At 63.5% G+C, this 25,620-nt stretch carries 22 protein-coding genes and 1 pseudogene; 7 read left to right on the top strand and 16 right to left on the bottom strand.

The features are described from left to right. Window positions 1-36: 36 nt before the first annotated feature. Both ACZ5OO_RS07525 and ACZ5OO_RS07520 read right to left on the bottom strand, forming a co-directional pair. On the bottom strand, window positions 37-1,467 hold the full coding sequence (locus ACZ5OO_RS07525; RefSeq protein ID WP_464078161.1) for a cbb3-type cytochrome c oxidase subunit I: 1,431 nt from the start codon (window positions 1,465-1,467) through the stop codon (window positions 37-39). Window positions 1,468-1,739: 272 nt separating this feature from the next. Beyond that, window positions 1,740-2,096: pseudogene (locus ACZ5OO_RS07520) on the bottom strand (nitric-oxide reductase large subunit); the annotation flags it as partial. 231 nt (window positions 2,097-2,327) lie between these two features. Here ACZ5OO_RS07520 and ACZ5OO_RS07515 point away from each other — a divergent pair. Then, complete coding sequence (locus ACZ5OO_RS07515) at window positions 2,328-3,044, top strand: helix-turn-helix domain-containing protein (RefSeq protein ID WP_464078160.1); 717 nt, start codon at window positions 2,328-2,330, stop codon at window positions 3,042-3,044. Here the strand turns inward: ACZ5OO_RS07515 and ACZ5OO_RS07510 are convergent. The 5 genes from ACZ5OO_RS07510 to ACZ5OO_RS07490 all read right to left on the bottom strand — a co-directional run bounded on the left by ACZ5OO_RS07510 (window position 2,943) and on the right by ACZ5OO_RS07490 (window position 9,175). Beyond that, window positions 2,943-3,620 carry a hypothetical protein gene (locus tag ACZ5OO_RS07510; RefSeq protein WP_464078159.1) on the bottom strand — a complete coding sequence of 226 codons (678 nt, stop codon included), beginning with the start codon at window positions 3,618-3,620 and terminating at the stop codon, window positions 2,943-2,945. The genes ACZ5OO_RS07515 and ACZ5OO_RS07510 overlap by 102 nt on opposite strands. Before the next feature lie 193 nt (window positions 3,621-3,813). Continuing rightward, window positions 3,814-5,370: a glucose ABC transporter substrate-binding protein GlcS gene (gene glcS, locus ACZ5OO_RS07505; protein WP_464078158.1), complete on the bottom strand. Its 1,557-nt coding sequence runs from the start codon at window positions 5,368-5,370 to the stop codon at window positions 3,814-3,816. 191 nt (window positions 5,371-5,561) lie between these two features. Beyond that, complete coding sequence (locus ACZ5OO_RS07500) at window positions 5,562-5,921, bottom strand: hypothetical protein (RefSeq protein ID WP_464078157.1); 360 nt, start codon at window positions 5,919-5,921, stop codon at window positions 5,562-5,564. Then, window positions 5,857-6,612, bottom strand: a complete 756-nt coding sequence (locus tag ACZ5OO_RS07495; RefSeq protein ID WP_464078156.1) for an AAA family ATPase — start codon at window positions 6,610-6,612, stop codon at window positions 5,857-5,859. Before ACZ5OO_RS07495 ends, ACZ5OO_RS07500 begins: the two co-directional genes overlap by 65 nt. A gap of 61 nt (window positions 6,613-6,673) precedes the next feature. After that, window positions 6,674-9,175 carry a thermopsin family protease gene (locus ACZ5OO_RS07490; RefSeq protein WP_464078155.1) on the bottom strand — a complete coding sequence of 834 codons (2,502 nt, stop codon included), beginning with the start codon at window positions 9,173-9,175 and terminating at the stop codon, window positions 6,674-6,676. 403 nt (window positions 9,176-9,578) lie between these two features. On the opposite strand from ACZ5OO_RS07490, the gene ACZ5OO_RS07485 reads away from it, so the two are divergent. Further along, entirely contained in the window at window positions 9,579-11,558 is a 1,980-nt protein-coding gene (locus ACZ5OO_RS07485; protein WP_464078154.1) for a Sip1-related alpha-galactosidase, read from the top strand. A gap of 2 nt (window positions 11,559-11,560) precedes the next feature. On the opposite strand, the gene ACZ5OO_RS07480 is transcribed toward ACZ5OO_RS07485, so the two are convergent. From ACZ5OO_RS07480 to ACZ5OO_RS07460, 5 genes are read right to left on the bottom strand one after another with little or no spacing between them, the layout of a single operon-like run. Continuing rightward, a complete protein-coding gene (locus ACZ5OO_RS07480) occupies window positions 11,561-11,686 on the bottom strand; it encodes a hypothetical protein (protein WP_464078153.1) in 126 nt (41 codons plus the stop codon). A gap of 22 nt (window positions 11,687-11,708) precedes the next feature. Further along, window positions 11,709-12,875, bottom strand: coding sequence for a glycosyltransferase family 2 protein (locus ACZ5OO_RS07475; protein ID WP_464078152.1), 1,167 nt, complete (start codon window positions 12,873-12,875; stop codon window positions 11,709-11,711). A 38-nt stretch (window positions 12,876-12,913) separates the two neighbouring features. Beyond that, a complete protein-coding gene (locus ACZ5OO_RS07470; RefSeq protein WP_464078151.1) occupies window positions 12,914-13,243 on the bottom strand; it encodes an ABC transporter ATP-binding protein in 330 nt (109 codons plus the stop codon). After that, window positions 13,240-13,431, bottom strand: a complete 192-nt coding sequence (locus ACZ5OO_RS07465) for a P-loop NTPase family protein (RefSeq protein WP_052296725.1) — start codon at window positions 13,429-13,431, stop codon at window positions 13,240-13,242. The genes ACZ5OO_RS07470 and ACZ5OO_RS07465 overlap by 4 nt, the downstream gene beginning before the upstream one ends. Beyond that, window positions 13,346-13,603, bottom strand: coding sequence for an ATP-binding cassette domain-containing protein (locus ACZ5OO_RS07460; RefSeq protein WP_464078577.1), 258 nt, complete (start codon window positions 13,601-13,603; stop codon window positions 13,346-13,348). Before ACZ5OO_RS07460 ends, ACZ5OO_RS07465 begins: the two co-directional genes overlap by 86 nt. 294 nt (window positions 13,604-13,897) lie before the next feature. Between ACZ5OO_RS07460 and ACZ5OO_RS07455 the strand changes: the two genes are divergently transcribed. Next, window positions 13,898-17,782, top strand: coding sequence for a hypothetical protein (locus ACZ5OO_RS07455; protein WP_464078150.1), 3,885 nt, complete (start codon window positions 13,898-13,900; stop codon window positions 17,780-17,782). On the opposite strand, the gene ACZ5OO_RS07450 is transcribed toward ACZ5OO_RS07455, so the two are convergent. Next, window positions 17,779-19,344, bottom strand: coding sequence for a hydantoinase B/oxoprolinase family protein (locus ACZ5OO_RS07450; protein ID WP_464078149.1), 1,566 nt, complete (start codon window positions 19,342-19,344; stop codon window positions 17,779-17,781). The two genes, ACZ5OO_RS07455 and ACZ5OO_RS07450, sit on opposite strands and share 4 nt — an antisense overlap. Before the next feature lie 3 nt (window positions 19,345-19,347). Further along, window positions 19,348-21,330, bottom strand: a complete 1,983-nt coding sequence (locus tag ACZ5OO_RS07445; protein WP_464078148.1) for a hydantoinase/oxoprolinase family protein — start codon at window positions 21,328-21,330, stop codon at window positions 19,348-19,350. A gap of 104 nt (window positions 21,331-21,434) precedes the next feature. Here ACZ5OO_RS07445 and ACZ5OO_RS07440 point away from each other — a divergent pair, with 104 nt between their 5' ends. Both ACZ5OO_RS07440 and ACZ5OO_RS07435 read left to right on the top strand, forming a co-directional pair. Further along, window positions 21,435-22,355 carry a UbiA family prenyltransferase gene (locus tag ACZ5OO_RS07440; RefSeq protein WP_464078147.1) on the top strand — a complete coding sequence of 307 codons (921 nt, stop codon included), beginning with the start codon at window positions 21,435-21,437 and terminating at the stop codon, window positions 22,353-22,355. A gap of 81 nt (window positions 22,356-22,436) precedes the next feature. Further along, window positions 22,437-22,880: a GNAT family N-acetyltransferase gene (locus ACZ5OO_RS07435; protein WP_048812770.1), complete on the top strand. Its 444-nt coding sequence runs from the start codon at window positions 22,437-22,439 to the stop codon at window positions 22,878-22,880. Here ACZ5OO_RS07435 and ACZ5OO_RS07430 read toward each other — a convergent pair. Beyond that, window positions 22,872-23,894, bottom strand: coding sequence for a zinc-binding dehydrogenase (locus tag ACZ5OO_RS07430; protein ID WP_464078576.1), 1,023 nt, complete (start codon window positions 23,892-23,894; stop codon window positions 22,872-22,874). The two genes, ACZ5OO_RS07435 and ACZ5OO_RS07430, sit on opposite strands and share 9 nt — an antisense overlap. Before the next feature lie 136 nt (window positions 23,895-24,030). Here ACZ5OO_RS07430 and ACZ5OO_RS07425 point away from each other — a divergent pair, with 136 nt between their 5' ends. Both ACZ5OO_RS07425 and ACZ5OO_RS07420 read left to right on the top strand, forming a co-directional pair. Continuing rightward, window positions 24,031-24,357 (top strand): hypothetical protein, encoded by a 327-nt coding sequence (locus ACZ5OO_RS07425; RefSeq protein WP_013266548.1) that lies wholly within the window; start codon window positions 24,031-24,033, stop codon window positions 24,355-24,357. 44 nt (window positions 24,358-24,401) lie between these two features. After that, complete coding sequence (locus ACZ5OO_RS07420) at window positions 24,402-24,863, top strand: phosphate-starvation-inducible PsiE family protein (RefSeq protein ID WP_464078146.1); 462 nt, start codon at window positions 24,402-24,404, stop codon at window positions 24,861-24,863. Here the strand turns inward: ACZ5OO_RS07420 and ACZ5OO_RS07415 are convergent. Further along, entirely contained in the window at window positions 24,817-25,611 is a 795-nt protein-coding gene (locus tag ACZ5OO_RS07415) for a creatininase family protein (protein ID WP_013266546.1), read from the bottom strand. The genes ACZ5OO_RS07420 and ACZ5OO_RS07415 overlap by 47 nt on opposite strands. Window positions 25,612-25,620 lie beyond the last annotated feature (9 nt).

Genomic DNA, 25,620 nt, shown 5'->3' with positions numbered 1-25,620 from the left:
GTATGGGTTATGGTTAAAATGGGCTAGCCTAAAGCGTTAGGCGGACCTCCTTGAGAGGACCCAGTCCAGGGCCATGGGCACCACTATTATCGCGAACGAGGCCGCTGCCGTCAGGTCGCCCGGCATCCTGAGCCATATGAACAGCTGCGCTAACCGAGTCTCCCAGAAGCCTGGGGCTGGGTCGAGGCCGACTGACGGCACTATGACCGTCTTCGCGTACCAGAAGCCGTACCTCAGCTCGTAGACGGTCTGCAGGACGCCGAGCGGCACGAGGGAGAGGAGGGCCTGGAGGTAGAAGCCGACCCCGTAGCCTATCGCCCCGAGCCTTATGTACTTCAGGTGGGACTCCCTCACGTGGCCTGCCAGGTATAGGGCCACGAACCACATCGTTATGCTCGGCAGCCCGTAGGCGAGCGGGAACGCCGCGTGGGCGTGGGCCATCGTGTACTGGAGGTCGTGGACGTAGTAGTTAACTATTGGGGCGTTTATGAGCCCCGCCCCGAGGAAGACGACGCCCATGCTTCCCCCTATCCCAGCGACCAGCACGAAGGTCAGCAGCGTCCTGTCAAAGGAGGTCAGCGTGCCCAGCGTGCCGGCCCTCCTGGCGACTAGTACGACGTATGCCATGGCGAAGCCAAGCGGTATTGCCTCGAGGATGCTCAGCGCTGCCCCGACGTACATCCAGACGGCCGGGAAGCCAGTCCAGTAGTAGTGGTGGGCGGCCCCTATCATACCAGTTATGACCTCGGTCACCGCGTCAATCATTACGACCGACCTGGCGAGGCCGGCGGGTATGAGGCCCCTGACGACGAGGAGGACCGCGAGGACCGTTATCACTATGGAGGGCCAGAAGCCCTCGACGGCGGCGTGTATGAATATCCACCTGAAGAACTCGTCCTCGGTGAAGTACGGCCAGGGCCTCACCACAGGAAGGGCCCCCACGACGACGCCCACCCCGAAGCCGGCCAGCACGTAGGAGAGCACGCTGGCGAATGGCCTCAGGGGCTCGGCGGCCAGCCTTGAGGCCCTGTGGAAGAGGTAGGAGAGGTAGAAGACGCCAACTGCTGTGAGAAGCAGCCAGAGCGAGCCGACCTCTATTACGTCCCTCCCCTCCGCACCGAACATGAACCACGGCTCAACGGGGCCCGAGCTGAAGGGCATATAGCCTAGGTAGTCGAGCCAGACCCCTGCCAGTGAGGCCACCGCTACGGCTGAGAGGAAGCCCATTATTGCTATGGCCTTCCCCCTCGAAAGCTCGACCCCGAAGTAGGGGAGCACGAAGAGGGAGAACGCCACCCAGGTGAGGGCTATCCAGTATATCGCCAGCCATATGTGGAGGGCCCTGGCGACGTTGAAGGGGAGGAGGCCGATGAGGTCGAGGCCGTAGAGGGACGGGGTTGCATATAGGTGCATGAGGTACGTGCCCAGGAGGCCCTGAACGCCGGCGGCCACCATGAGGAGTACCATGAATGGTATGACGGCCCTCTGCGCGGGCCCGGGGATGGAAGGTCAACCTTTAGCAGTGGGTCGTTCCAGTGGGAGACCAGGTCCCTGACTATTAAGGCCCCCACCGGGAAGCCTACCGCCAGTATGGCCGCTATCATTATCATGGTCGCGGCCCAGGCGTTCGTGGAGGGCGACGTCAGGCCTGGCATGTAGGGGAACCCCTGGGTGTAGTTGTTTAGTGATATGAGGGCGCTCCACGTGAAGTATGCCACGAGGTCCCTCACCACGGTCCTGTTAGTTATGAAGTCGGGCCTCAGCCTGAACTCCGAGGAGTTCTGGCCGAGGTACTGGGAGTAGAGGTCCACGGCGTAGTTGAAGGCGCCCAACATGTAGTCGCTTACGGTGTAGTTCCTGTCCCAGCTCATCGTGCCCCCTGGGTCAAGGATGAGCCTCTTGACCTCGGCCGCCTCAGACGGCGGCAGGACAGGGACCCCGCCTTTGTACGAGACCGTCAGGTTGAGCCTCTGGGCCAGGTAGAGCTCGTAGAGCTCAAGGGTGTAGGAGGTGAAGTCGACCCCGAAGTACGCCCCCATCCCCTCTATGGAGCCGTAGTCCATCAGGCCGTACTTCTGGAGGTAGTATTTGCCCATTATCACCTGCTGCCTCGTGAAGAGGACCGTGCCGTTCTGGGTCACGACCGCCGGAGGCACGGGCGGGAGCCTGGAGAACGTGTAGGCGAAGAGCGCTCCTGAGAACGCGAACACCACTATTATGGCCAAGAGGACGGGCAGGGCGTCACGCCTGAGGCTCAATCAGCTCACCAATTTCATTAAGGGCTTTAACTGGGATTAACATTATAACCTAAAATTTTAGGGAGGCGCTTGGTAAGCGCGCTCAGGGTCAGGGTAAGGCTCACGAGGCACGACTGCGAGGTAGCCAAGGCGCTCGGGGGCAGGGGAGGCTTCAGTATTGTGAGGATGTCTGCAAGCAGGGGGCTCTCAACCCACCTCGTCGAGGTCGAGGACGAGGAGGAGCTGAGGGGCCTGAGGAGGGTTAAGATAGGCCGGAGCCTATACCTCGTGACGACGTCCAGCTGCTCGGCGTGCAGGGCGCTCTCTGAGCTGGGGGTCATAGTCCTCGGGGGGAGGTCGGAGGGCGGCGACGCGGTAGTTTATGATATAATCGTCCACAGGAACAGGCTCGGCAGTGTCCTTGAGGCCCTGGAACAGAGGGGGCTCAGTCCCAGGGTCCTCTCCAGGGAGCCCTACAGGGAGCTGGCCCTCTCCCAGGCGCAGCTGGCCGCCCTCCTGACTGCCTACAGGATGGGGGCCTTCTGCCCGGAGAGGAGGGCCAGGCTAATTGACGTTGCTAAGGAGCTCGGCGTCTCACCCGCGACGCTCAGCGAGAACCTGAGGAAGGCGCTGTTCAAGGTAATAGGCTGGTACCTCTCGAGCAGGGGGCTCAGCGAGGAGCCGGATGACATAGCGTGCAGGTGGCTAGAGGAGCTCCACGGCGGCCAGGACAGCGAAGGAGGCGGCGGACGCCGCCGCGGAGATCACGCCGAGCCTCCTGAGGGGCCTCGGCCCAAGGTCCCTTAGCGAGGTCCTGCTCAGCGCGGCTGTGAGCGCGGCCGGCGGCGCCAGGGCTAAGGCGCAGGCGTGGCACCCGAGAGCCAAGTCAAGGGCCGCGCCGGCGGCCGCCGTCACAGCTGAGAGCGCTGTGGCCCTGGCCCTGTTCGCCTCCTTCACGACGCCCAGGGCGGCCAGCGAGACCGCCAGGGCCGAGGACGCCCAGGCGATGGCTATGCCCGCCGGGACCCCTCTGCCCAGGGACGCCAGGGGGAGGATCAACAGCGAGACCCCGAGGGAGCCCAGGACCGTTGACGCGTCCCTCCTCCTTGCCAGCTCCATCGCCCACGAGGAGAGCATGGCAACGCCAGCGGGCACCGAGGCCATGAGCACCCTGGGGCCGGCGATCGCGTATGCAGCTGCTATGACAACTGCTAAGGCCACGGAGGCCGGCGAGCGGGGCCTCCAGAGGGCGAAGTTCGCGGCGAACACCGTGGCGAGCCCAAGGGCTACGGCCGTGAGGAGGGCGGGCGACAGGTCAAGGGTCAGCGCTGAGAGTGCAACGGTTAGCAGGCCCAGGCTCATGAGGCCGTGCGCGACCCTCAAGGCTTTCACTGGCGGGCAGTGGGCGGGCCAGGGATTTGAGCTGAAGCCTAAAGCTTAAGGTGCCTGAGGGCCGCGGGGGCTGCCAGAGGTTGGCATCGGCTCCCTGAGGGGACAAAGAAAAGGAAGAAGAAGGAAGAGATGGAGGGAGAAACCAAAAAGTTAAAAACAAGGTAAAGGGGCTCGAGGCCCACGGTCACGAGGGGCAGGTGTAGTTAGAGGTGAACGTGAAAGTTGACGGGTTGACCCACGGCGGCACGTACCCTCCGAAGGGCTCGCCCGGCAGGCCGAGGTAGCCGAGGCCCATCTTTGCGCCTGTCAGCCACTCCTCGCACTCCTCGTGCATGGCGTTCTCAAACATTGACGTCCAGCCCTGCAGGTACGAGGGCCCCGTGCTCTGGAGCGCCAGGAGGCCGCTGTAGATGGTCTCGTCAGTGTCTGCAAACAGGGACAGCGGGTCTATGACGAAGTTCTGCGGCGCCGTCCTGCTCAGGTTGACCAGGTGCTGGTACATCCACCACTGCTGCGGCGTGTTGTACCAGTCCGTGCCGTTGAGGTAGTATGTGACCGCCTTCCACCTGGTCCAGGCCTGCTGGCCGCTGTAGGACAGCCAGTACTTCATGAATGTAAGCGCGGCGTCCTGGTAGGGCGAGACAGGTATTGCTACGGCGTCAGAGACCACTACGAAGTAGTCCTGCGTGCCCGGGAACGGCTCGGCGACCACGGTCACGTTGGGCCAGCTTATGTAGGGCTCGGTGGCAGGGTAGACGGTTATGTTGTCGAAGTCGTAGAGGTAGTTAGTGGCCGAGTCGACGTCAACCTCGAAGACGGCCTTGCCCAGGGCCACGTCAGCTATTCCCTGGGACCACGTCATGGACCTCCAGGCCGGGTAGTTGTAGGAGGTGAAGTTGAGGAACAGCCTGTTGGTCTCGTTGAAGACGCTCCAGAAGGTCGGGCTGCTGAAGTTAACAGTGCCGTAGAGGACCTCGTCCAGGAGCCTGGGGCCTCCCAGCGAGAGGAATATTGCGAACCAGAGCTGCTCCTGGTCATAACCTCCGTCCGCCCCTGGCACCATCCACGGGGTGACGCCGTGCTCGGCCAGCTGAACGGTGTCGTAGATGAGCGTGCTCATGTTTGTTGGCAGCGGCAGGTTGTACTGCCTGAGCACCTTCATGTTGATGTAGAGCACGAAGCCGCTGTGCACGCTCACTGGGGCGTTGAGTGTGGTGCCGTTGTAGGCCGCGGCCTCAATTATGGGCAGGGAGACCACGGAGGGGTTCAGGAAGCCCATGGACTTCAACGCGGGCGTCAGGTTGAGAAAAGCCTTGACCCCCTGCGGGGCGGCCTCGGCATAGCTAAGCATGTTGGCCCCCAGCAGGCTCTGGAAGAGGTCCGGAGGCCTGCCAGCTATTATCATGCCCATTATGGCGTACCTGGCGTTGGTGCCGCCCGCCCCTGGGATTATCTCCTTCTGCACGGTATACTGCGGGTAGGCGGCCTCAAAGGCCGGTATGAGGTGGTCCAGCGCCACCCTGCCCGTGGTCGCCCACCACGTGTAGAACGTTATGGTAGTGACAGTTGTGGTTGTAGTGGTCGTTATCGGCGTCGTCACGCTTGTTGTGGTAGTGGTGGGCGTTGTCGTGGTCACGTGGTGCCTCGTCGAGACGTACGCGAGGTAGCCGCCCACGGCGGCGACCACCACGATGACTATAACTATGGCCGCTATGGCCGCGGTGCTGAGTGAGGACCTCATACGGACACCTACCTCCCTAATTCTACACTTTCTTACACGGGGACCTATTTAAACACTGCCGTGCGTAAACTTCAGTATACAGCTTTCGTTTAGTTGCAAAAGAACTCGTTGTAAGCAATTTATAAGCTATAAAGCAACTCTACTGCTCCCTAGAGCGGCCTCCCCTGCCTGCCAGCTTAAGGGACCGCTGGTTACCTCAGCCTCAGGGCCGCCTCCCTGTAGACGTTGTCAAGGAACGTGTAGTCCTTGACTATGCTGAGCCTCTCTAAGGTCCTGAGCATGTTGTCCAGGACGCTGGACGAGACCGTGGAGCCCAGCTCCTGGCCCAGGCACGACATAACCTTGCCCCAGCTGTCGCTCCCCCTGGCTATGCAGGAGAGCAGGGCCCTGTACCTCCTGTAGGTCACCTCGGGCGTGAATGCCCTGGACCTCAGCAGGTCGAGCAGCTCGTCCTCGGCAACCTTAACCGCCTCCTCCCTGACCTCCTCAAGGCCCCCTACCCTCGGCCACCCTGAGGCCGGCGAAGGTGAGCCAGCCGGGGATTCCGTCAAAGTACTCGGCTATCCCCTCAATCACGTCATCGCTTACCTCAACGCCGAGCTCGTTGAAGCCCCTCCTGAGGAACTCGACCGACTGACCGCGGCTGAACCTCTCGAGCCTCACATCCCTGAAGTACCTGCCGTAGAGGGGCGAGGACTCGTCCTCGAGGCCTATGAAGTCGTAGAGCAGGCCTGCCTCGCTGCCGGTAAGCACGAAGCTCACGTTCCTATCGTAATCGTAGGCGTGGGCTATGGCGTCCCTGGCCTCCGTAGAGAGGGGTCCCCTGAGCCTCTGGGCCTCGTCCAGGGCTATCACGGCCCTCCTCGAGTTCAGCCTGTCCAGCAGGTCGGCCAGGCTGACGGAGTCCCTCCCCCTCCACCTCAGCTCGACGCCGCTCCCCATAATGGACGCTCCCCTCAGGCCCCTCAGCAGGTCAACCACCCTGTCAAGCCTTGATGAGAGGGCCTCCGAGAACAGGGAGTAGAGCTCGGCCCTGCTGTAGTTGGGCCTGAGCCTCCTGCAGTCTATGATTAAGGTGACCGCGTTGACCTCGCTCAGGGCCACGTTGAGCACCGAGATCTTGCCGATCCTCCTGATGCCGCTTATCACCGTGAGCGGGTGGCCCAGGCCCTCAACGACCTGCGAGACCTCCGAGTCCCTGTCGAAGAGGTCCCTCCCTCCTGCCCTTGGGCCTCTAGTCAAACAGCAAGGGTTCTGCCCCAGAAGTAATAAGGTGGTGGGAAAAAGAACCGTTTTACTGACTCTAAGGCCTCCTCCTCAGCAGCAGGAGCGCCACAGCGACGACCGCTGCTGCGACGGCCGCTGCCCCCAGCCCCCCGACCTCGGCCGCGTTGATGGTTACAGCCTCCCTCTCAGCCATGGGCCCGCCCACGCTAACCGAGGCGCCGTTGGGGAGGTCCAGGGTGCCGACCCACCTCACGGCGTGGAGAGGCGGGACTGGCGCCTCAAGCTTGACGGTGTAGCCCTGCGGCGCCCAGAAGCTCCTGGTGGTGCCGTTGGCGTATGTTACTGTGACTAGGTACTGCTCCACGTAGCTGGGCCTTACGGCGAAGGGCGAGGTGACCGCCAGGGAGTCCGAGGCGTTCAGGGCGTACCTTATGGAGCCGGCGACGTAGATGTACCTGGGCAGCCTTATGATGCTGCCGTTGTAGAGCCACTCTGAGATGGTGCCGTTCGGCAGGTAAACAGTGACGTAGTACTGGACCGCGTACTGGGGCACTGCCACGAGCGGGCCTCCGACGATGAGCACGTTGCTCGGCCAGGCCAGCACGTACCTCGCGTCGCGGCTAACGTTAATGTACCTGGGCAGCTGTATCGTCGAGCTCGCGCTGTACCAGCCGCTGACCGTGCCGTTAGGGAGAAATACCACGACGTAGTACTGGGCCACGTACATGGGCAACGCGACAACCGGGTAGTTGACAACTATGGACTTCTGGCCCTCGAGCACGTACCTGGCGGAGCCGTTGACGTATATGTAGGCCGGCAGGTCTATCACCGTGCTGTTCGCGTACCAGCCATTCAGGGTCCCGTTCGGCAGGTCTATCGTCACGTAGAACTGCAGCACAGGCCTCAGGGGCAGCATGAGCGGGGAGCTCAGGTTGACAACTATGGTCTCCGGGCTGACGTAGAGCCTCTCGGCCTCGTCGATGTAGAAGTACCTGTATATGATTATCCTCGTCGAGGCGTTGTACCAGCCGCTTGTCAGCGTGGTGTTGAGCCCGTTAACGTTGGCAGGGACCGACTGGCTCAGGTTGACGTAGTACTGCGTCGTGGCTCCCTCGGCCACCGTGGTGTTGCTGTAGACCACCAGCAGGAGGGAGGTGACGTGCGCCGGGGTGCCGTTGACCAGGACCTCGCTGGGGAGCACCCTGATGCCGGCCGACGGCGTGTAGGCTACGAAGGTCAAGTTCGCCACGAAGGGCCGCTGTGAGTAGAACGTGTAGTTGCCCGCCTGGAGCCTCTGCCCGTTGTATATGAACGGCGTCAGCGAGCTCACGCTAAGCGCTATCACATGCCGCCTGCTGGCCACGGTCACCTCAGAGCTGAAGGAGTACACCGGGCTGCTGCCGGCGTAGAGGGTAGCAATAACGTTGTACTCGCCGGAGGGCACCTGAATTAGGGCCTGGGGCGACGTCACCACCATCGTCCTTGAGAAGCTCAAGTTCACGCCCCTGACGCTCACGACCCACAGGGCGCCGGCCGGCGTCAGGTTGACGGAGACCTCGTTCGGGGCCGGCGAGTAGCCGCTTGCCGAGTCCTGCCACAGGGCCTCCTGGTGGCTGCTGCCGGAGAACTGATACACGAGACCGTCGTAGTAGTACTCCGTTATGCCCTGTACCGCGCTGACGTTCTCGGCCGTCACGCCGCCGGAGAAGTAGGAGGGCTCCAGGGAGAAGGCCCCTGGCACGGCGTAGAACCTGTCGTCATACCTGTAGTAGAGCATCATGCTGGCGCCCCAGGAGTAGGCGTAAAGCGTTGACCCTCCCCCGCCGCCGGCCGTGACGAACTGTATGACGTATGGGTAGCCATCGTAGCTGGTCACCCCGGGCACGCTGCCCGCGAGGAAGGTCGGGTTGTCGTTGGACGCCGCCTCGTTAACTGTTATTGTGTCGTAGAGCACCCAGCCGCTGTCGTAGGTCGAGTTGACGAACCTGAAGTACATGTATATGACCGGCTCCATGGCTGCGTTGACGCTGACGTTCATCATGACGTAGACGTGGAACGGCTCGCCGCTCTCAAAGTGGATTGAGTAGATGTAGGCGTAGTACTGCTCCCCCTGGTAGCTGTTTACATTTCCATTGCCGCTGGCGCTGAGCGCGGCAGGGTTGGTCGCGTTCCACAGGTTATCCACAATCGTCACGTTGTATGTGCCGTTGCCCGCCGCGTAGATAAGTATCACGTCCTGGGCCCAGAGCACCACCTCAGGGGTCACGTTGAGGTTGGCGTTGAGCTGCACTGAGGACCAGTTGGCGTTGACCGGCGGGCCGGAGTAGAAGGAGCCGCCGTAGAAGTTGAAGACACCCAGCAGGGAGCGGGTTGTGTAGTAGTAGTTAACCTGGCTGCCGTTAACGAGCGCTGTGCCGTTGTCGTTTATCCCAACAGCCGCCTCAGTAGTGGCTTCAGGGAATGGCGATACGGGAAGCCTCGGCACCGATGGCCTGCTAACGTGGAGGCCTGCAGCGTGCTGCTGAGGCGCCAGGAGGATCAACGCCAACAGGACTATTATTAAGTGCGCGCGACTCAAGACTGTCGCCGCGGTGGTGATGACCCTGAAATTTAAAAATGTGTCCAGCGCGGAACCCAGAAGTCCTTATAAACGAGAACGGTTGTTCTTAACATTGTAGTGTAGCGCGGGTACAGCGCGCTCAGGGTGAGCCTCCACAGGGAGCCGCCTCTGCCGCCCATGTAGCCGCTTATTAATAGCCGCAGGCCCGCTGCAGCCAAAGGGCGACTGCGTCAAGCAGGGCCTTCGCGATCTTCAGGAGCCCCTCAACTGCCTGGTGGGAGGCTCGAGCGTCGAGGGCTACCTTGGCAGTGCTATGGCCAGGGCCGGGGTCGGCCATTGAGGTGGTAGGCGCCTCAAGGCGCTCTGCGGTCCTTGAAGTTTAATTTATGCACACTTGCGCCTTCACTCAGGTGGTAAATCCATGACCTTAGGGCTCAGGGGGCTCGCCGTCAGGGGGCCCAGCGGCGAGGAGGCCTGCGAGGGGGCCGGCAACAGGTTCAGGTGCCCCTCGGCCGAGGTGGAAGTGACTGACGACGGGGGCTCGCTGTTCGTCAGCTTCACCTCCCTCGGGCAGGTAGATCGCTCGTGGCCTCTCAGCCTTGGCCTCTCGCTGAGGGTCTCAGGCGGCCTGGCCCTGACCAACGACCCCGCCCCCGACTCCGCCTATGCAGTTGGCTTCAGGTACTACAACCTGCTCGGGACTGGGGCCACGCCCTCCGTTGAGAGGCCCCCTGACGACGTCGAGTACCCTCCCAGGGAGTTCAGGGGAGGGAGGCCAACGTCATGGCTTTACCCCATATGGCTTGGGGACGAGGGCTCAATACCTCCCCTGACGGCCGGCCTGATAGCCTTCACGGGGGACGCGTGGCTGGCCGCGGTGGCCATATCGTCCGGCAGGCTCACCGGCTACCTGGGCCCAGGGCCCAGGCTCTCAGTTTACCTTGGCTCCCCTGCTGACTCGGCCTCAGGCCACGTCCTTGCATATGCGCTCTCGGGCGACCCATACGACGCCATAGTCCAGGCGTGGGCCAGGACCTCGGGGCGCGCCAAGGTCAGGCTGAGGTCCCAGAAGCCCAGGCCATCGTTCTCAAGGAGGCTCGGCTGGTGCTCATGGAACGCGTTCCTCGGCAACGTTACCGAGGCTGACGTGAAGGCCACCGTCAGCTCCCTGATCGCCAGGGGCGTGAGGCTCGGCTGGGCGCTGGTTGACGACGGCTGGGAGTCCCTTGAGGGGAAGTCGCTGAGGGAGTTCTCAGCCGACGGCTCAAAGTTCCCCGGAGGGCTGAGGGGCCTGTCCGAGGAGCTCAGGTCCATGGGGCTCAGGATGGGCCTGTGGACTACGATAAACGGCTACTGGGGGAGCCTGTCCGAGGGCCTGGCGGGCCGCTACCCCAAGGCAAAGGTCAGGGACGGCCACTTCGTGAGGCCTGACTCGGCCGACAGGTTTTACGAGGACTACCTGGGCTGGATGGCCTTGCAGGGGGTCAGCTTCGTTAAGGTCGACAACCAGGTCTGGCTCCACGACGGCTACGTTGACGTCCCCTCAGCCGAGGCAGCTGGAGAAGTCGAGGAGGCCCTTCAGTCCGTGGCTTCAAGGGAGGGGCTCGAGCTGCTGATGTGCATGGCCCTGGTGCCTGAGGCCTACTCTAACTTCTCAGCGGCGGCGACCGCCAGGGCCTCGGCGGACTACATACCTTTCTGGAGGGCCGGGGCCAAGCTGCACATAATGTTCAGCGCCTACGCCGGCACCTTCCTGTCGCCCGTACTTTACCCTGACTACGACATGTTCATGTCCTACGACCAGGGAGCCCTGGCCTACGCCGTGGCCGCTGCAGTTAGCGGCGGGCCAGTGTACATAACAGACAGGTTCCCGGACAGGACTAACGTGGACCTGCTTAGGAGGCTGACGCTGCCCGACGGCACCTTGGCTGTGGCTGACGAGCCGGGCCTCGTGACCAGGGACGTGCTGCTCAGGGACCCATACAACGAGGACGTCCTGCTGAAGGTGGCCTCCGCCGCCTCGGGGGTCCCCGTGGTCGGGGGCATCAACGTGACCAGGAGGGGCTCAAGGGTCAGGGAGGCCCTCAGGCCCTCTTACCTGCCGAGGCCGCCGACCGCCGAGAGGCTGGCCTACTACAAGTCCGTCAGCGGCGAGGCTGGGGTCATCGGCGGCTCCGAGGGCGTTGACCTGGAGCTCGGGGAGCTCGAGGCGGAGCTGCTGACCCTCTCCCCGGTGGTGGACGGCGTCGCAGTGATAGGCATAGCTGAGCTCCTGGTGCCGCCCGCCGGCGTCACTGTGGAGGGAAACAGGGTGAGGGCCAGGGCGCCCGGGACGCTGATATACTATGACGGCGCCCTCAGGGAGGTCAAGGTAAGCGAGGGCGCCGTAGTTGAGGTCTGAGGTCACGGGACCGGCTCAAGCTTTACCCTGCTGAACTCCAGCAGAAGGGAGGCTATGAGCTCCTCCTCGGGCCCAGCAAGCTCGCCAACAACGGCCGTGTTGTCGTCGGCCGGGGCGTCCCTGAGCATTATCCACGCCTTGACGTACTTCTCATCGTTGAGCTCCAGGGAGGCCGCGCTGCCTACATAGTGGTCCAGGTACCCAGGGTCGACCCTGCAGCCCTCCTCTATCCTTGATGGGTTGTCCCAGGCCAGGCCCAGGGACACTAGCATTGAGAGCAGCCCACCGGCGTTGATGCACTCGTCGTCGGGGTGAGGGGCGACAAAGAGGGCCTTTGCAGCCTTCACTGCCGACCCCCGGGCCCCTCGCCTGCCGGCAATAAAAATACCGAAGCCGCAGGGCCCTGACGAGGTCCGCAGGCACGAGGCACAATATGGAGCCCAGCACGGCCCCCCTGTCCACCGGCCAGCCCCTCAGGCGGAGCCAGACGGCCTTCAGGGGCCTCACCTTCACCTCCACGCCCTCAATCCCCCTTCCAAGGCAGAGTATGCTTCCAAAGTACGTGGCCCTGAAGTCAATGAGCTCCCTGGAGACCTTAGACGTGGTTGCCTCCCTTAACGCCATGTAGTCCCTGTAGTACTCCATGTACTTCCTTGCCAGCGCCTCGGCCGTGAGCCCCCTGGTGGCCGATGTGTTCTCTGAGTGAACCCTGTAAAGCGTCAGCCTCTCAGGCACAACCCTTATGCTGCCCGCCTCAAGGGCGGCCGCAGCCAGTGCGGTGTCTACTGACTTCCTCACCAGGTCAAGCCTTGCCCTCTCGGCCACGCGCCTCTGGACGGCAATGGAGCTGGCGTTGAAGTCAAGGTTATACAGGACAACCTCTCTGGCGTCGCTGACCTCAAGCTCCCCGGGAGGCTCCCTGGGCCTGAGCCTCACGCCTATTTCCCTGCCATTTGCGTCTATGGGCTGCTGCAGGTTGTAGAACATGGCGTGAGACCCAAGCCCCCTGTAGACCTTCTCGAGCCTGACCTCCCTGTACATGTCGTCGTCCTCCAGGAAGGTTATTATGTCCCCCTTCGCCTCCTCGAGGCCCGCCAGGAGGAACCTGCCCTGCCACCTCTCGTCGCTGTAGACGCCCTTCCAGCCGTTCCTGCGAATTATCTCGTCGCTCTCTCTGTCCTCGAAGTTCTTGACAACTATTACCTCGAACCTGTCCCTTGGGAGGGTCTGCCCCTCAAGGCTTCGCAGGGCGTAGGGAAGGTACTGCCTTCTGTTGTAGGCGGTGACTATGACTGAGACCGGGCCAGCTGAGCTCAAGGCTCATTCGACCAACCAATTCCACGCTGGAAGCACTCTTAAGCCTCGATCCTTGAATATGGGTTCGGCACGCTCTCTATGAGCAGCCTCGTGTACTCATGCCTTGGGTGGATGAGCACCTCCTCTGTCGGACCCTCCTCCACGATTCTCCCCTCCTTCATCACATAGACCCTGTCAGTTATGTAGCCCACCGTGGCTATGTCGTGGCTTATGAAAACCATTGTGAGGTCCCTCTGCCTCTGCACCCTCCTTATCAGTCTGAGTATGTCGTGCTGCGTCACTACGTCAAGGCCTGTGGTGGGCTCGTCCATTACAACTATCCTCGGGTTGAGCATGAGGGCCATGGCAAGTATGAGCCTCTGCTTCATGCCCCCGACATCTGGAACGGGAAGAGCTCAAGCACCTGCTTGTCCCTGGCCAGCCCCACCTCCTGGAGGGTGTCAAGGACCAGGTCCACGTGCTCCTCGTAGTCAATGCCGTGGGAGGCCAGTATGTCCTTTATGGTGTCCTTGACCTTCCTCACCGGGTTCAGGGAGTTCTGGGCGGCCTGGGGCACGTAGCTGATAGATAACTGTGCCCCTGACCCTGTTGAGCTCCTCCTGGGAGGCCCTCAGGACGTCCACCTTGTCCTCTATCATCACTGAGCCGGACTCGACGACGAGGGGGAGCTTGACGAGGCCGACCATTATGTTGGCGAGCGTTGACTTGCCGGACCCCGACTCGCCCACCACGCCGGTTATGGCCCCCTGGGGACGTCGAGGTCCACGCCCCTGAGGACCCTGACGTAGCCGCCGTCCTCGGTTAAGTAGCCAGCCCTCAGCCCCTGACCTCCACAGCTGCGTCCAAAGGAAACCCCTTTCTGTCTCTACGTGTTAACATGGGATGGTTAAAAGTATTTTATCGTGTATGCAGGCGCGGCCTAAACGGTATTAAAGTAGGCCAAGCCCTAGCCTTGGCGGGCTAAAGGAAAGGAGGCTAACCCTTATTACATTTGTTCCTCGTCATAACATTCGGTGCAGCCCATGAACTTGGCCAAGGGGCTGGTCCTGGCGCTCGTGGCCCTCATGGTGATCTCAGCGATTCCCTCGCTGCCAGTGGCCTCGTCCCAGGGGCCCGAGACGGTGGCCGTGCTTTACGTGCCCCTCAGGGACCTGGACCTCGTCTTCCTCTACGCCGAGGCCTCGTCGACGCCGGGCAACCCCCTCTACGGCCACCTGATGAACTCGACCATGCTCTCCCTGGTGCTCCCCCCTCCGTCCCAGGTGAGCGGCAACGCCTCCCTGCTGCAGGGCATGGGCTTCAGGGTGCTGGGCGTCCTGGAGGGCTCCATGATACTCTTCGGGGCCCGCCTCGGGCAGCTCGAGGAGGACTTCGGCGGCCAGGCCAGGTACTTCAGCTACATGGGCCGTGAGTACTTCGTCTACGCCTCATACGTGCCGGGCATGGGCTACGTATACGCCTCGAACTTCACGCTCCAGCCCCTTGGCCTGACCTCAGGCCTTCAGGGCGTCGGGCCGGGCGAGCTCAGGGAGGCATACGGCGTTGGCAACATGACGGGCTCCGGGGTGCCCGTCGGCATAGTGACTTACTACGGCGACCCCCTGCTTGAGGACGAGCTGAGGGCCTTCGACGCCGCCTACGGGCTGCCGGGGGCCTCGGTGTCATATGTGCCCGTAGGCCCCTATGACCCTAACCTGGGGCTCTACTCCGGGTGGGCCGAGGAGGCCGAGGCCCTGGCCGAGGCAGTGCACTCCATGGCCCCGGGCTCCCCAATTGTAATATATGCTGCCTGGCAGGGGCTCCCCCTCTCGGCTATAGCCGCAGAGGTGGACCAGCTGAACGCGACGCCGGTAGTCCTGATTCCCTTCGGGGCCCCCGAGGGCCTTGTCAACTACCTGGGCTACGGCTTCTACCTCTTCAACTTCTACCTGGCAGACGTCTACTTCGCCCTTGGGGCCGCCGAGGGGATAACCTTTGTAGCGCCCACTGGAAACAACGGAAGCCTCTACCCCTACGGGCCCCTGGGCTCGCTCTACTACCCGGCGTCGTCGCCGTGGGTGCTCTCAGTGGGGGGCTCCATGTCATTTGTCTCAGGCAACCTGACGGCCCAGTCCTCCTGGTCAGCTGAGGGCGACCTGGGCAGCCAGGCCGGGGTCAGCGGGGTTGAGCCGATGCCGTGGTGGCAGGGCCTGCTGAGGCAAGCGCCTCCCCAGGGCTTCCCCCACGGCAGGAGCTCGCCTGACGTGGTGGCAGACGCCAGCCCGGCCACGGGGCTGAGCGTGGTCACCGCCTCCGGCAAGGGCTCCGCCTGGGGCAACGGGCTGGCAGCTGCAGTGGTGGCAGGCGAGCTGGCCGACGTTGAGGGCTACGTGGGCCACAGGCTCGGCCTCATAGCGCCCACGCTGTACCTCATGTACAGGGGGACCCCGTGCAACGAGTCCACGAGGTCAGCCTTTGAGCAGGCCTACCCTGGCTACAGCTTCCCGTGGCTCGCCGGTCGCGGCTACAGCGTGCTCAACGGCCTGGGCGCTGTAAACGCGGGCCAGCTGGCCAGGTGGCTCGCCAACGGGTCCCTCCTGAGGGCGATAAACTGCACCGTGCCCAGGCTGCTGGTCTCGGCGAGCCTGAGCCCTCAGGGGCCCGAGCTGCTGCCTGGCCAGAGGCTCAGCGTGGTCGCCTCTGTGACCTATTATAACGAGACTGTCTCCTCGGGCTTCGTGAACCTCTACATAGAGACCGCGCAGCAGGGGGTGGTCGAGGTCGTACCTATGAGCTACTCGGCCGGCCTCTGGAGGGCCTCTGTCACTGTGCCGGCCAACGCCTCGGGGCCCGCAATGATAGCAGTTGAGGCCAGGTACAACGGCACCTGGGGGATCTACGAGTGCGAGGCCTTCATTGGCTACTTCGTGGAGGACCTCAACCTGAGCCCGGGACCCCACTTGGGCCCCCTCGGCATGAGTTATGAGGTGGTCGAGCTCAACGGGACCCCGGTTAATGTGCCGCCGCTGTTTGACGTCCTCTACTACTGCTATAACAACAACACCTACGCGCTTGAGGGGACAGCGCCAGGGGGCTCAATTGAAGTTAGGCTGCCGGGCTACTACGTTGTCGAGGCCCGGCCGCCCGCCTTCGCGTCGCTGCCCCTGGTCTCAGGACCCCTGGTGGCCGTGGGCTACTCGCCCGAGGCCGCGGGGGGCTACGCCCCTTCGCCGGGGAGCTGCCTCTACTTCACAGTCTCCCTGAAAGCCCCTGCTGAGGCGGGGCCTGAGGCCTCGGCCATGATTGAGCGCGGGAGCAACGTCACAGTTTACCTGGCCTCCAACAGCAGCGGCCTGGTGTCCACCTTCTACCAGGCCTACGTCTACTACAACTCCGCCCTCGGGGAGTACTGGGGCTGCGTGGGGCTGCCCAGCTACGTGGGCCAGGGCTACTACGCCGTCATAGTTGAGACCAACTACAGCTCCGCCGAGCTGGGGGCAGTGGAGGGCGTCACCTATGGCTACGTCTACGTGTCCCCGCCGCTGAGGGCTACCCTTAAGGCGCCGGCGTACTCGATGATGGGGCAGCCCATCAGGGTCTACGCCAACGTGACCTACCTCAACGGGACCCCGGCGAGGCTGGGCTACTTCACCCTCTCCGTGAGGCCTGCCAGCGGGGGCCCCTCGGCCTCCCTTCCCATGGAGTTCAACTCCACCCTGGGCCTGTGGGAGGCCACGGTGACGCTGCCCTGGAGCAACGGGAGCCTTGACGGCATTAGCTCAGGGCAGCCCCAGGCCTGGGACATCGAGGTCTACGGCCAGGGGGTCTACTCGCAGCTGGCCCCCGTGGAAACTCAGGTAATTGAGGTGCCCGTGTACTACTATTTCAACAGGACCCTGGGAGCCGGCCAGTTCTACCCCGTGAACTCGTACTTTGACGACGTGAACATGACCTTCAGCGGCGCCCTCTACAACGACGTGTTCGCGGGGACTGACTACATAGTTGGCAGCAACGTGACTATCCTTTACTCCAGCTCCTATGGCGTCCTGGTGATAGTCGACTCCAACGTGACCCTCGCCTACAGCCGCCTCGGCCGCGTCGTCCTGGTGAACTCCAGCCTCACCATGCTCTGGTCCAACGTGAGCGGCCTTGCCGTGGGCCCCGGGTCGAGGGTCAGCGTGGTGGTCCCAGCCTACGTTAGGGAGGCCGTGGGCTACCTCCAGTCGCTCGTGGCTGACTACTTCTCCCAGGCCATGGAGAACGTGAGCCTCGTCAGGGAGGAGCTCCTGGGCGACCTGGGGCGCCTGAGCGACGAGCTGTCAGGCGTTAGGTTCAACGTAAGCCTGCTTCAGGGCCAGCTCTACCAGACCATGGAGAACCTCACGGCCGCGTGGCAGCGCCTGGAGGGGCTGAGGGCCAACGTGACGGCCCTAGGGTACGCCATCAACGCCTCCCTGGCGTACGCCAAGGCCATGCTGCAGGAGGCCAACTCCGCTGTCAGCCAGGCGGGCTATGTAGTCGGCGAGTTCAGGTCGCTGGCCTCCCAGGTGAGGTCTAACGTCACAGCTGAGGCCGAGCTCGTCAGCGCGCTTGAGTCTAACGTGTCGTCGCTGGGCAGGGCCCTTTCAGTGGCTGAGGCAAACATAACAGGGCTCAGGCAGAACGTGACGCAGCTCATGTCGTACCAGGAGGCCGAGGCCTCGAGGCTGTCCTCGTGGATAGGCGGAAACTACACCGCACTGCGCTCCCAGCTCCTCCAGCTGTCGTCGTCGGTCAGCGCCCAGGGCAGCAGGCTGTCGTCGCAGGCGTCGTCGCTCGCCAGGGCCACGGCTGTTGCTGTGGCTGGGCTCGCCCTGGCCATAGCTGCCCTAGCCCTGGCCCTGCTGCATGTGATGCCCAGGAGGCCCAGGCGGGCCCCTCAGGCCTAGGGGCTCCCGTAGCCGCCTCCCCCGGGCGTCTCAATGATTACCTCGTCGCCGGGGCCAAGGTCAACGGTGGAGAAGGGCACGACCTCCTCAGCCCTGCCCGAGGCCCTCACTATTGTGACCCTGGCAGGGGCGCCCGGCAGGCCTCCCCTGAGCCCCCACGGCCTTGACCTGAACCTGCTTGCTATTATTGAGAGCCTCGCCGGGGCGGTGACCTTGAAGGACCTCACTATGCCGTCGCCTCCCCTGTATTTGCCGGCTCCCCCGCTGCCCTCCCTTACCCTGTACGACGTGAACACCACCGGGTACGAGGCCTCCGCGACCTCTATGGGGGTGTTCATGGTGTTGGTCATGTTGTTGTGAACTGCAGGGACGCCGTCGCCATTGGGCCTCGCCCCGCTGCCGCCGCCTATTGTCTCGTAGTAGGCCCACGTCCTCCCCGTCCTGGGGTCAACGCCGCCCAGCATGACGTTCATCATGGTGCCTGAGGAGGCCGCCGGCACCCTGTCCGGCAGGGCCGCTGACATGGCCAGGAGTATAACGTCTACGACCCTCTGGCTGACCTCAAGGTTTCCGGCCGCGACCGGGGCTGGGGGCCTGGCGTTCAGCATTGAGCCCTCCGGCGCCTCCACCTCTATGGTCGAGTAGAGCCCCTCGTTGACGGGCACGTCAGCCCTCATGAGGGACCTTATGGCAAACGAGGAGGCTGCGTAGGTCACCCCAAGGACTGCGTTGACTGGCCTCTGGAGCTGCCCAGGGGCGTTAAGTGAGACCCTCGCCCTCCCCCTCGAGACGCTGACCTCCGCGCTTATGTTAACCATGTCCCCCTCGCCCGGGCCCACCTCAAGCACGTCAGAGGCCCTGTACGTGCCCTCGGGCCACGACGATATCTCGGATGAGGCGAGCTCCCTCGCGTACTCAATCGACCTGGCCCAGCCCTCCCTGACGGCGCCCCTGCCGTACCTGTCCATCAGCTCCCTGACCCTTGAGGCCCCGACCCTCAGGGCCGCCAGCTGCGCCCTCAGGTCACCCTCCGAGGCCTCAGGGTACTTCACGTTTGCCAGGTAGAGCCTCAGAATGTCATCCCTCAGCCTGCCCCCCTCGACTATCTTCACTGGAGGAACTACGAGGCCCTCCTCGTATATCGTCCTGGCGTCAGGGTTTATGCTGCCGAACGCCGGCCCTCCAACGTCAACGTGGTGTGCCTTGTTGACAACGTAGCCCTCGAGCCTGCCGTCCACGTAGACCGGCGAGATAACGGTTACGTCGTTGAGGTGGGTCCCAGTTATGTAGGGGTCGTTAGAGACCACTACGTCGCCCTCCCCGAGCTCCACGCCCTCGGACTCCATGGCCCTGAGCAGGTTCCTGACGCCGACCCTGAGGGAGCCCAGGTGGACTGGTATGTGCTCGGCCTGGGCCACTATGTTGCCGTCACTGTCGACAACGGCGCAGCTGTGGTCGGCTCTCTCCCTTATGTTGGGCGACAGGGCGGACCTCCTCAGGGCGACCCCCATCTCCTCCGCTATGAACACCGTGGCCCTGTGCACTACCTCCCAGCTTACCATTGATCACCGCCTCAGCTCCAGGACTCCCATGGGGCCTACCTCGAGCGTCCACCCCCTGGGCACAGCTGTGGTCGAGCTGTACTCCTCCACCACCGCCGGCCCCCTCAGCCTGAAGCCCTGGGGCAGGGACTCCCTCCTGTATATGGGGACCTCGTCCCAGCTGCCGCCTATCCAGGCCCTCCTCTGGGCCACGGGCCTCGGCTCCCCCTCCCTCGGCGGCCCCCTGAGCCTGGGCTTTGGCCTGGAGATAACTGCGAAGACCCTGGCGGCGACCACCTCTATCGGCCTGTCTAAGGTGAAGCCGTAGGCCGCCTCGTGGGCCCTGTCGAACTCCTCCCTGACCGAGGCGGGCGAGAGGTCCGCCGGGGCCCTTATGGTGAGCTCCCAGCCCTGGCCGCTGTACCTCACGTCGAGGAGCCTGATGAAGTGGTCCACCCTGCCGAGCCTCCTGGCCAGGGAGGCCTCGAGGCCCTCAAAGGCCGCCTCCAGGTCCCTCGGGAACGGGAGCCTGGCCTCGTACTTTGAGTCGGCGACCAGGAGGCCAAGGGCTGAGAAGAGGCCCGGGTCAGGGGGCACGAGGACCCTGCTGACCCCCATCTCGTCCGCGAGCTCCGCCGCCACCTGGGGGCCGGCCCCGCCGAAGGCAATTAACGTCATGCCCGAGGGGTCCAGGCCCCTCTCAACAGTTACCAGCCTCACGGCCCTGGCCATCTCAACTGTGGCCAGCTCCAGGGCCTCCTGGGCGACGCCCTCGGGGTCCCCAAGCCTTGAGAGGGCCTGGGCCGCGAGCTCCGGCCTGAGCTCCACGGCGCCCCCTGCGAGGGAGGTGCCGAGCCTGCCAAGCACGAGGTTGGCGTCAGTTATGGTGGGCTGCGAGCCTCCCCTTCCGTATGACGCCGGCCCCGGGTCTGCCCCCGCGCTCAGCGGGCCGACCCTGAGGGCCCCCGCCTCGTCCCTCCATATTATGGTCCCTCCCCCGGCCGAGACCTCAGCAAGGTCAACGAAAGGGAACCTGACCGGGTAGCCTGAGCCCTTGACCACCCTGCCGTGGTGCGCCTCGCCCCCGACCTCGTACTCAGTTGTGACCTGGACCTCGCCGCCCACTATGGAGCTTGCCTTGGCCGTGGTGCCGCCCATGTCGAAGCCTATGGCGCTGCCCACCTTCAGCTCCCTGGCAAGCCACGAGGCCGCTATCGCCCCCGCGGCGGGGCCGGACTCTATCAGCTGCACGGGCCTCAGGGCCGCCTCCTCGACGTCTACAAGCCCCCCGGCGCTCGACATAACCGACAGCGAGGAGGCGCCCATGGAGCCCAGCGATGACCGCAGCGACGAGAGGTACCTTGAGACTATGGGCCTCAGGGCCGCGTTGATCACGGCTGTTGAGGTCCTCTCGTACTCCCTGGGCTCCATGGCGACCTCGTGGGAGGCAGTGACGTAAGCGAACCTCCTCGACAGTAGGTCCCTGGCCCTGGCCTCGTTGGAGGGGTTGGCGTAGCTGTTGATGAAGCTTATGGCCACGGCCTCGACCCCCATGGACTCCATCCTTGAGGCCACCTCGTCGAGCTCGGGCTCGCTGACCTCCTTGACCACGGTGCCGTCGCTGAGGGTCCTCTCGTCCACCTCAAACCTGAGCTCCCTCGGCACCAGCGGCCTCGGCTTGGTGAAGAGGAGGTCGTAGAGCCTTGGCCTCGCCTGCCTCCCTATCTCTATTACGTCCCTGAAGCCCCTCGTGGTCAACAGGGCCGTCCTTGGGAGCTCGAGCCTCACCTGGCCGAGGAGGGCGTTGGTTGCTATAGTGGTGGCGTGCAGCACCTCGAAGGTCCCCGAGGGGGAGACGGAGCGGACGCCGCTGACGACCCCATCCTCGGGCCTCCTGGGAGTCGTCGGCACCTTGGAGAGCCTCACGGAGCCGGAGCTGTCAACGTATATCACGTCCGTAAAGGTGCCTCCTACGTCGACCGCCACGACGTCCAAGGCGCCGCCCACGTCAACGGTTTTTGGGCCGCTATTAACGCTTAGCGAAGGCAGGCGGCGACATTATAATCAGCTTTTTATGAAAGCTTTTTTACACAACTCTTTAGTGGTGTAATATGGGTGTCGGCTTGAAGGGAGGCCTGAGGGAAGGCCTAAGGAGGTACTTCCTGGCCACGAGGCCGTGCGCCCTCCTCTCGAGCGTCTCCCTCGCGCTGACGGGCGGCGTCATAGCCATGAGGCTCTACACCGGCTTCACCATAGCAGGGGCTGCAGTGACGCTGGTGGCCGCCGTGGGCCTCTCGCTCTTCCTCGCGGCTGAGAACGTGTTCGACGATTACATGGACACCCTCAGGGGCGTTGACATGCCCGGAGCGCCGAGGATCACCTATAACCCCCACGGCTTCTACTCGCTGGGCATGAGCGTGGGCCAGCTGAGGAACTACAGCCTGGCCCTCTTCGGCACTGGCTCAGCGACAGTGGCCCTGGCGACGTTTCTGCTCAACAGGCCGCTGCTCCCGCTGTTCCTGGCCCTGGGCTCCCCCCTGCTTTTCCTTTACCCCGCCCCTCGCGGCTTCAAGTACGGCGGCGTAGGGGAGATAGACGTGCTCCTGATGGGCATCATCATGGTTGTGGGCACCGCCTACGCCGTCTCAGGCGTGCTGTCCCTCAGGGAGGTGGCCCTCTCGCTGCCTCCGTCAATCATAACCACGTCCGTCCTCCTGGCTGACAACATGAGGGACTACGAGTGGGACAAGGCCCACGGGGTGAGGACCCTGCCCGTCAGAGTAGGCATGAGGGCCGCCTCAGCGCTGTACGCGGCCCTGGTCTTCACCTCGCTTCTCCTCCCGGCCTTCATGGTGTGGCCCTGGGGCCTCCTGAGCCTCGCCGTCGCGCCGATGGCCATCTACTCCACGCTCATAGTGGTCGGCGTCGTGAGGGTCCAGCTGAGCACCGCAGTGAAGTTCAGGTTTTACACGGTGCTCGCGCTGACCGTGACTTACCTTGTGGCCCTCTCGCTGCCCCGCGCCCTGCCCTGACTCAACCGCTAACTCCAAGGCGCACTTATGTGCCAAGCCTCAAGGCCTTTAACCCCGCCTAACAGGGCGGCGTGGGGCAGCTTGGTCAGGCTGAGGCCCTACAGGCCGGAGGACATCGAGGCCATACTGAGGGTTGAGGAGGAGAGCTTCCCTCCAAGGCAGAGGTACACGCCGGAGACCTTTGATTACCTCCTCTCCCTCAGGGGCTCATTCATGATAGTGGCCGAGGAGGACGGCGAGGTCGCGGGCTACGCCCTGGGCTACGTGGAGGGCAGGGGGGTCGGGCACCTGGCGTCGCTGGCGGTGAGGCCCGCCTTCAGGAGGAGGGGGATAGCGTCGGCCCTCCTGGCCGAGGCTGAGAGGGTTCTGAAGGGCGAGGGCGCGGTGGCGGTCAAGCTTGAGGTCAGGGAGACGAACTACCCTGCCATAAACCTCTACCTCAAGTTCGGCTACAGGCCGGCGAGGAGGCTCCCCAGGTACTACGGCGACGAGGACGGCATACTCATGGTTAAGGTCCTAGCCTAGGTCGACCTTCATGGTCAGCTTGCCCGCCAGGGAGCCCTCCTCCATCACCCTGTGGGCCTCGGCCGCCTGGGAGAGGCCCAGCCTCCTAGTTATTATTGGCCTCACGAGGCCCTGGGCGTAGAGCTGGTACGCCTTAGCCATCTCCCACGGGCTCCCCGTGTGGGTGCCGACTACCCTTGCGTGCTTCAGGTAAAACCTGTTCCAGTTTATCTCCTTCACAGGCCCCCCGAGGTAGCCGAAGACAACTACGGTGCCCCCAATGGCCAGGGCCTCGAGGCTCTTGTCGAGGGTTGTGCCCACTACATAGTCTATCACCACGTCAGCCCCGCGGCCGTCGGTGAACTCCATGACCCTTGAGACCGCGTCCTCCTCGCTCGTGTTAACTATAAGGTCGGCGCCCGCCTCCCTGAGCACCTTCGCCTTCTCCTCGCTCCTGGTCGTTGCTATAACCCTGGCCCCGAAGGCCTTGGCCACCTGTATGGCAAGCGTGCCGACGCCCCCGGTCGCGCCCCATATGAGCACGTACTGCCCCCTGGAGACGTTGGCCACGCTCACCAGCGACCTGTAGGCGACCAACAGGGAGAGGGGCAGGGCGCCCAGCTCCTCCGGGTCACCCTCGGCGGGTATCACGGCCCTGGCCGGCACCTTGACGAGCTCCGCGTACGACCCGTCCTCCTGGAAGCCGAGCATTGACCAGAGCCTGCACATGTTCTCCCTGCCCGTGAGGCAGTACTCGCAGTGGCCGCAGCCGTGAACCGGGGCAGCTATCACCTGCTGCCCCTCCCTCAGGAAGTCGACGCCCTCGCCGACCTCCTCAACAGTGCCCGAGACGTCAGAGCCGAGTATGTGGGGGAGCTTCACCTTTATGCCGGGGTAGCCCCTGCGGACCAGCGCGTCTATCCTGTTGAGCGAGGTGTACCTGACCCTGACGACCACCTCCCCAGGGCCCGGCCTCGGGTCAGGGACCTCGGCCTCGTGGAGCACGTCAGGGCCTCCGTGGGAGTCGAAGACCACGGCCTTCAAGCCTGACCCCAGGGTCCCGTGTACACCACTAATAAATGGTTTTTACCAGGAGGGCCCAAGCCTTGGGCCACGCCTTTACCTCTACGCTTAAAATCCCTCGGACACCCTGAGGGGCAGGCGAGAGGCCTTGGGCAAGGTAGTTAAGCTTGTGCTCGACACGGAGGACTTCCACCCCCTGCACAAGAACTGGATGAACCTGGCCCAGCAGCTGGCCAAGGAGCTCAACGTCGAGCTTGAGGTCAAGAAGGAGGACTACGTCTACGCCATATCCTACGGCGACAAGGACGACCTTGGCATGGCCTGGCTCCCCCAGCTCTTCGCCCAGCTGGAGAACGGCGAGGTGAAGCTAGTTATGAGCCAGTACCCGTTCGACCCCAAGACAACGAAGCCCAGCGACCCCATGGCCCTGGAGGAGGCCAGGAAGAAGCTGCAGGAGATAATGAAGGACCCGTGACCCTTTTTAATTTGCAGGCCGCCCAGGACCCACAGGGAAATTTATTGTCAGCAAGCCTTGGAAGGACCTCAAGGCTCCTCCTGCTGGCGGTGGAGCTCCTCATAGCCCTGGCAATAATAGTGGTCATGGTCCTCTCGCTCTGGAACCTCCTGGTGGAGGTCGAGGCTGCCTCGGCCCAGCTCTCCTCTGGCAACGCGGCCGCGGCCCACGTGACGATACTCAGCATGGTGGACCTTGTAATTATTATGCTCCTGGCGGCCGACCTCATGAGGACCATAGTCATAAGCGTGAGGGAGGGCTACATATCAATACGGAGCATAGTGGAGGTGGCCATGATAGTTATAGTGAGGGAGATGGTGGCGAGCTCGATAACCCAGCAGCAGATAAACCCGGTGACCATAATGGAGCTCGCCCTAGCCTTCCTTGCCGTGGCCGCCGCCTACGTGATAACTGGCATGTTCAGGGGCGGGGAGGAAGCACACCAAGGGTGCCCGCAAGCCCCCTGACCCTGTCCACTATCTCGCTGACGACTGCCTCAAGCCACTTTGCCCCCCTGTCGGCCGAGGCCTTTGTGGGGTCGCCGAGGACCGCGTAGGGGTAGAGCGCCTGGTCCACCGCCTGGGACTCCACGGCCACCCCCTGGACGTATATCATCGAGTTCCTCATGGACTTCAGGTCCCTCGCCTCCCCCTCGCTGCTGGGGCTCCAGCCGCTTGGGTAGGCCCTGGCGGCCGACATGTCTACGTGGGCCCCGTCTATGTAGAGCATGGCGCTGGTCTCGTCCTCGCCGGCGTGGCCCGGGCTCGTGAAGAGCTGCCTCAGCGCCTCCCTGCCGGCGTCCCTCCACCAGTCGAACATCACGAAGGTAGCCCCGGTGCTGTAGGCCGCGTCCTTCATTGCCACCCTTATGGCTGTAGTGTTGCCCCCGTGCCCGTTTATTATCACTATGAGCCTGTAGCCGTTCCTGGCTATCTCCTTCAGGACGCTCCTCACATAGGCAATGAAGGCGTCAGTCTCCACGTTTATCGTCCCTGGGAACCTGGCCAGGGCAGGCGACACGCCGTACCATATGGTTGGGAAGAGGTCGGCGCCTAAGGCGTCGGCCACCCTCTGGGCGACCCACGCGGCCTCTATGGCGTCGGTGCCCAGCGGCAGGTGGTCGCCGTGCCTCTCCACGGAGCCTATGGGTATGACCGCTATGGACCTGGGGGAGGAGTCAAACCTTGAGCCGGGGAGCTCCCAGACCTCAGTCAAGGGCGTTCC

Source organism: Acidilobus aceticus, assembly GCF_055392325.1.
This window is presented reverse-complemented; position numbering and strand designations above follow the sequence as displayed.

Excerpts from the sequence above, each read along its gene's own strand:
- glcS (WP_464078158.1), bottom strand. The coding sequence starts at position 5,370 with ATGAGGTCCTCACTCAGCACCGCGGCCATAGCGGCCATAGTTATAGTC.
- ACZ5OO_RS07455 (WP_464078150.1), top strand. The coding sequence starts at position 13,898 with ATGAACTTGGCCAAGGGGCTGGTCCTGGCGCTCGTGGCCCTCATGGTG.
- ACZ5OO_RS07480 (WP_464078153.1), bottom strand. The coding sequence starts at position 11,686 with ATGCTCAGGGACGCCCCGGCCGACGACAACACGGCCGTTGTTGGCGAG.
- ACZ5OO_RS07525 (WP_464078161.1), bottom strand. The coding sequence starts at position 1,467 with ATGGTACTCCTCATGGTGGCCGCCGGCGTTCAGGGCCTCCTGGGCACG.
- ACZ5OO_RS07450 (WP_464078149.1), bottom strand. The coding sequence starts at position 19,344 with ATGGTAAGCTGGGAGGTAGTGCACAGGGCCACGGTGTTCATAGCGGAG.
- ACZ5OO_RS07485 (WP_464078154.1), top strand. The coding sequence starts at position 9,579 with ATGACCTTAGGGCTCAGGGGGCTCGCCGTCAGGGGGCCCAGCGGCGAG.
- ACZ5OO_RS07440 (WP_464078147.1), top strand. The coding sequence starts at position 21,435 with ATGGGTGTCGGCTTGAAGGGAGGCCTGAGGGAAGGCCTAAGGAGGTAC.
- ACZ5OO_RS07470 (WP_464078151.1), bottom strand. The coding sequence starts at position 13,243 with ATGAAGCAGAGGCTCATACTTGCCATGGCCCTCATGCTCAACCCGAGG.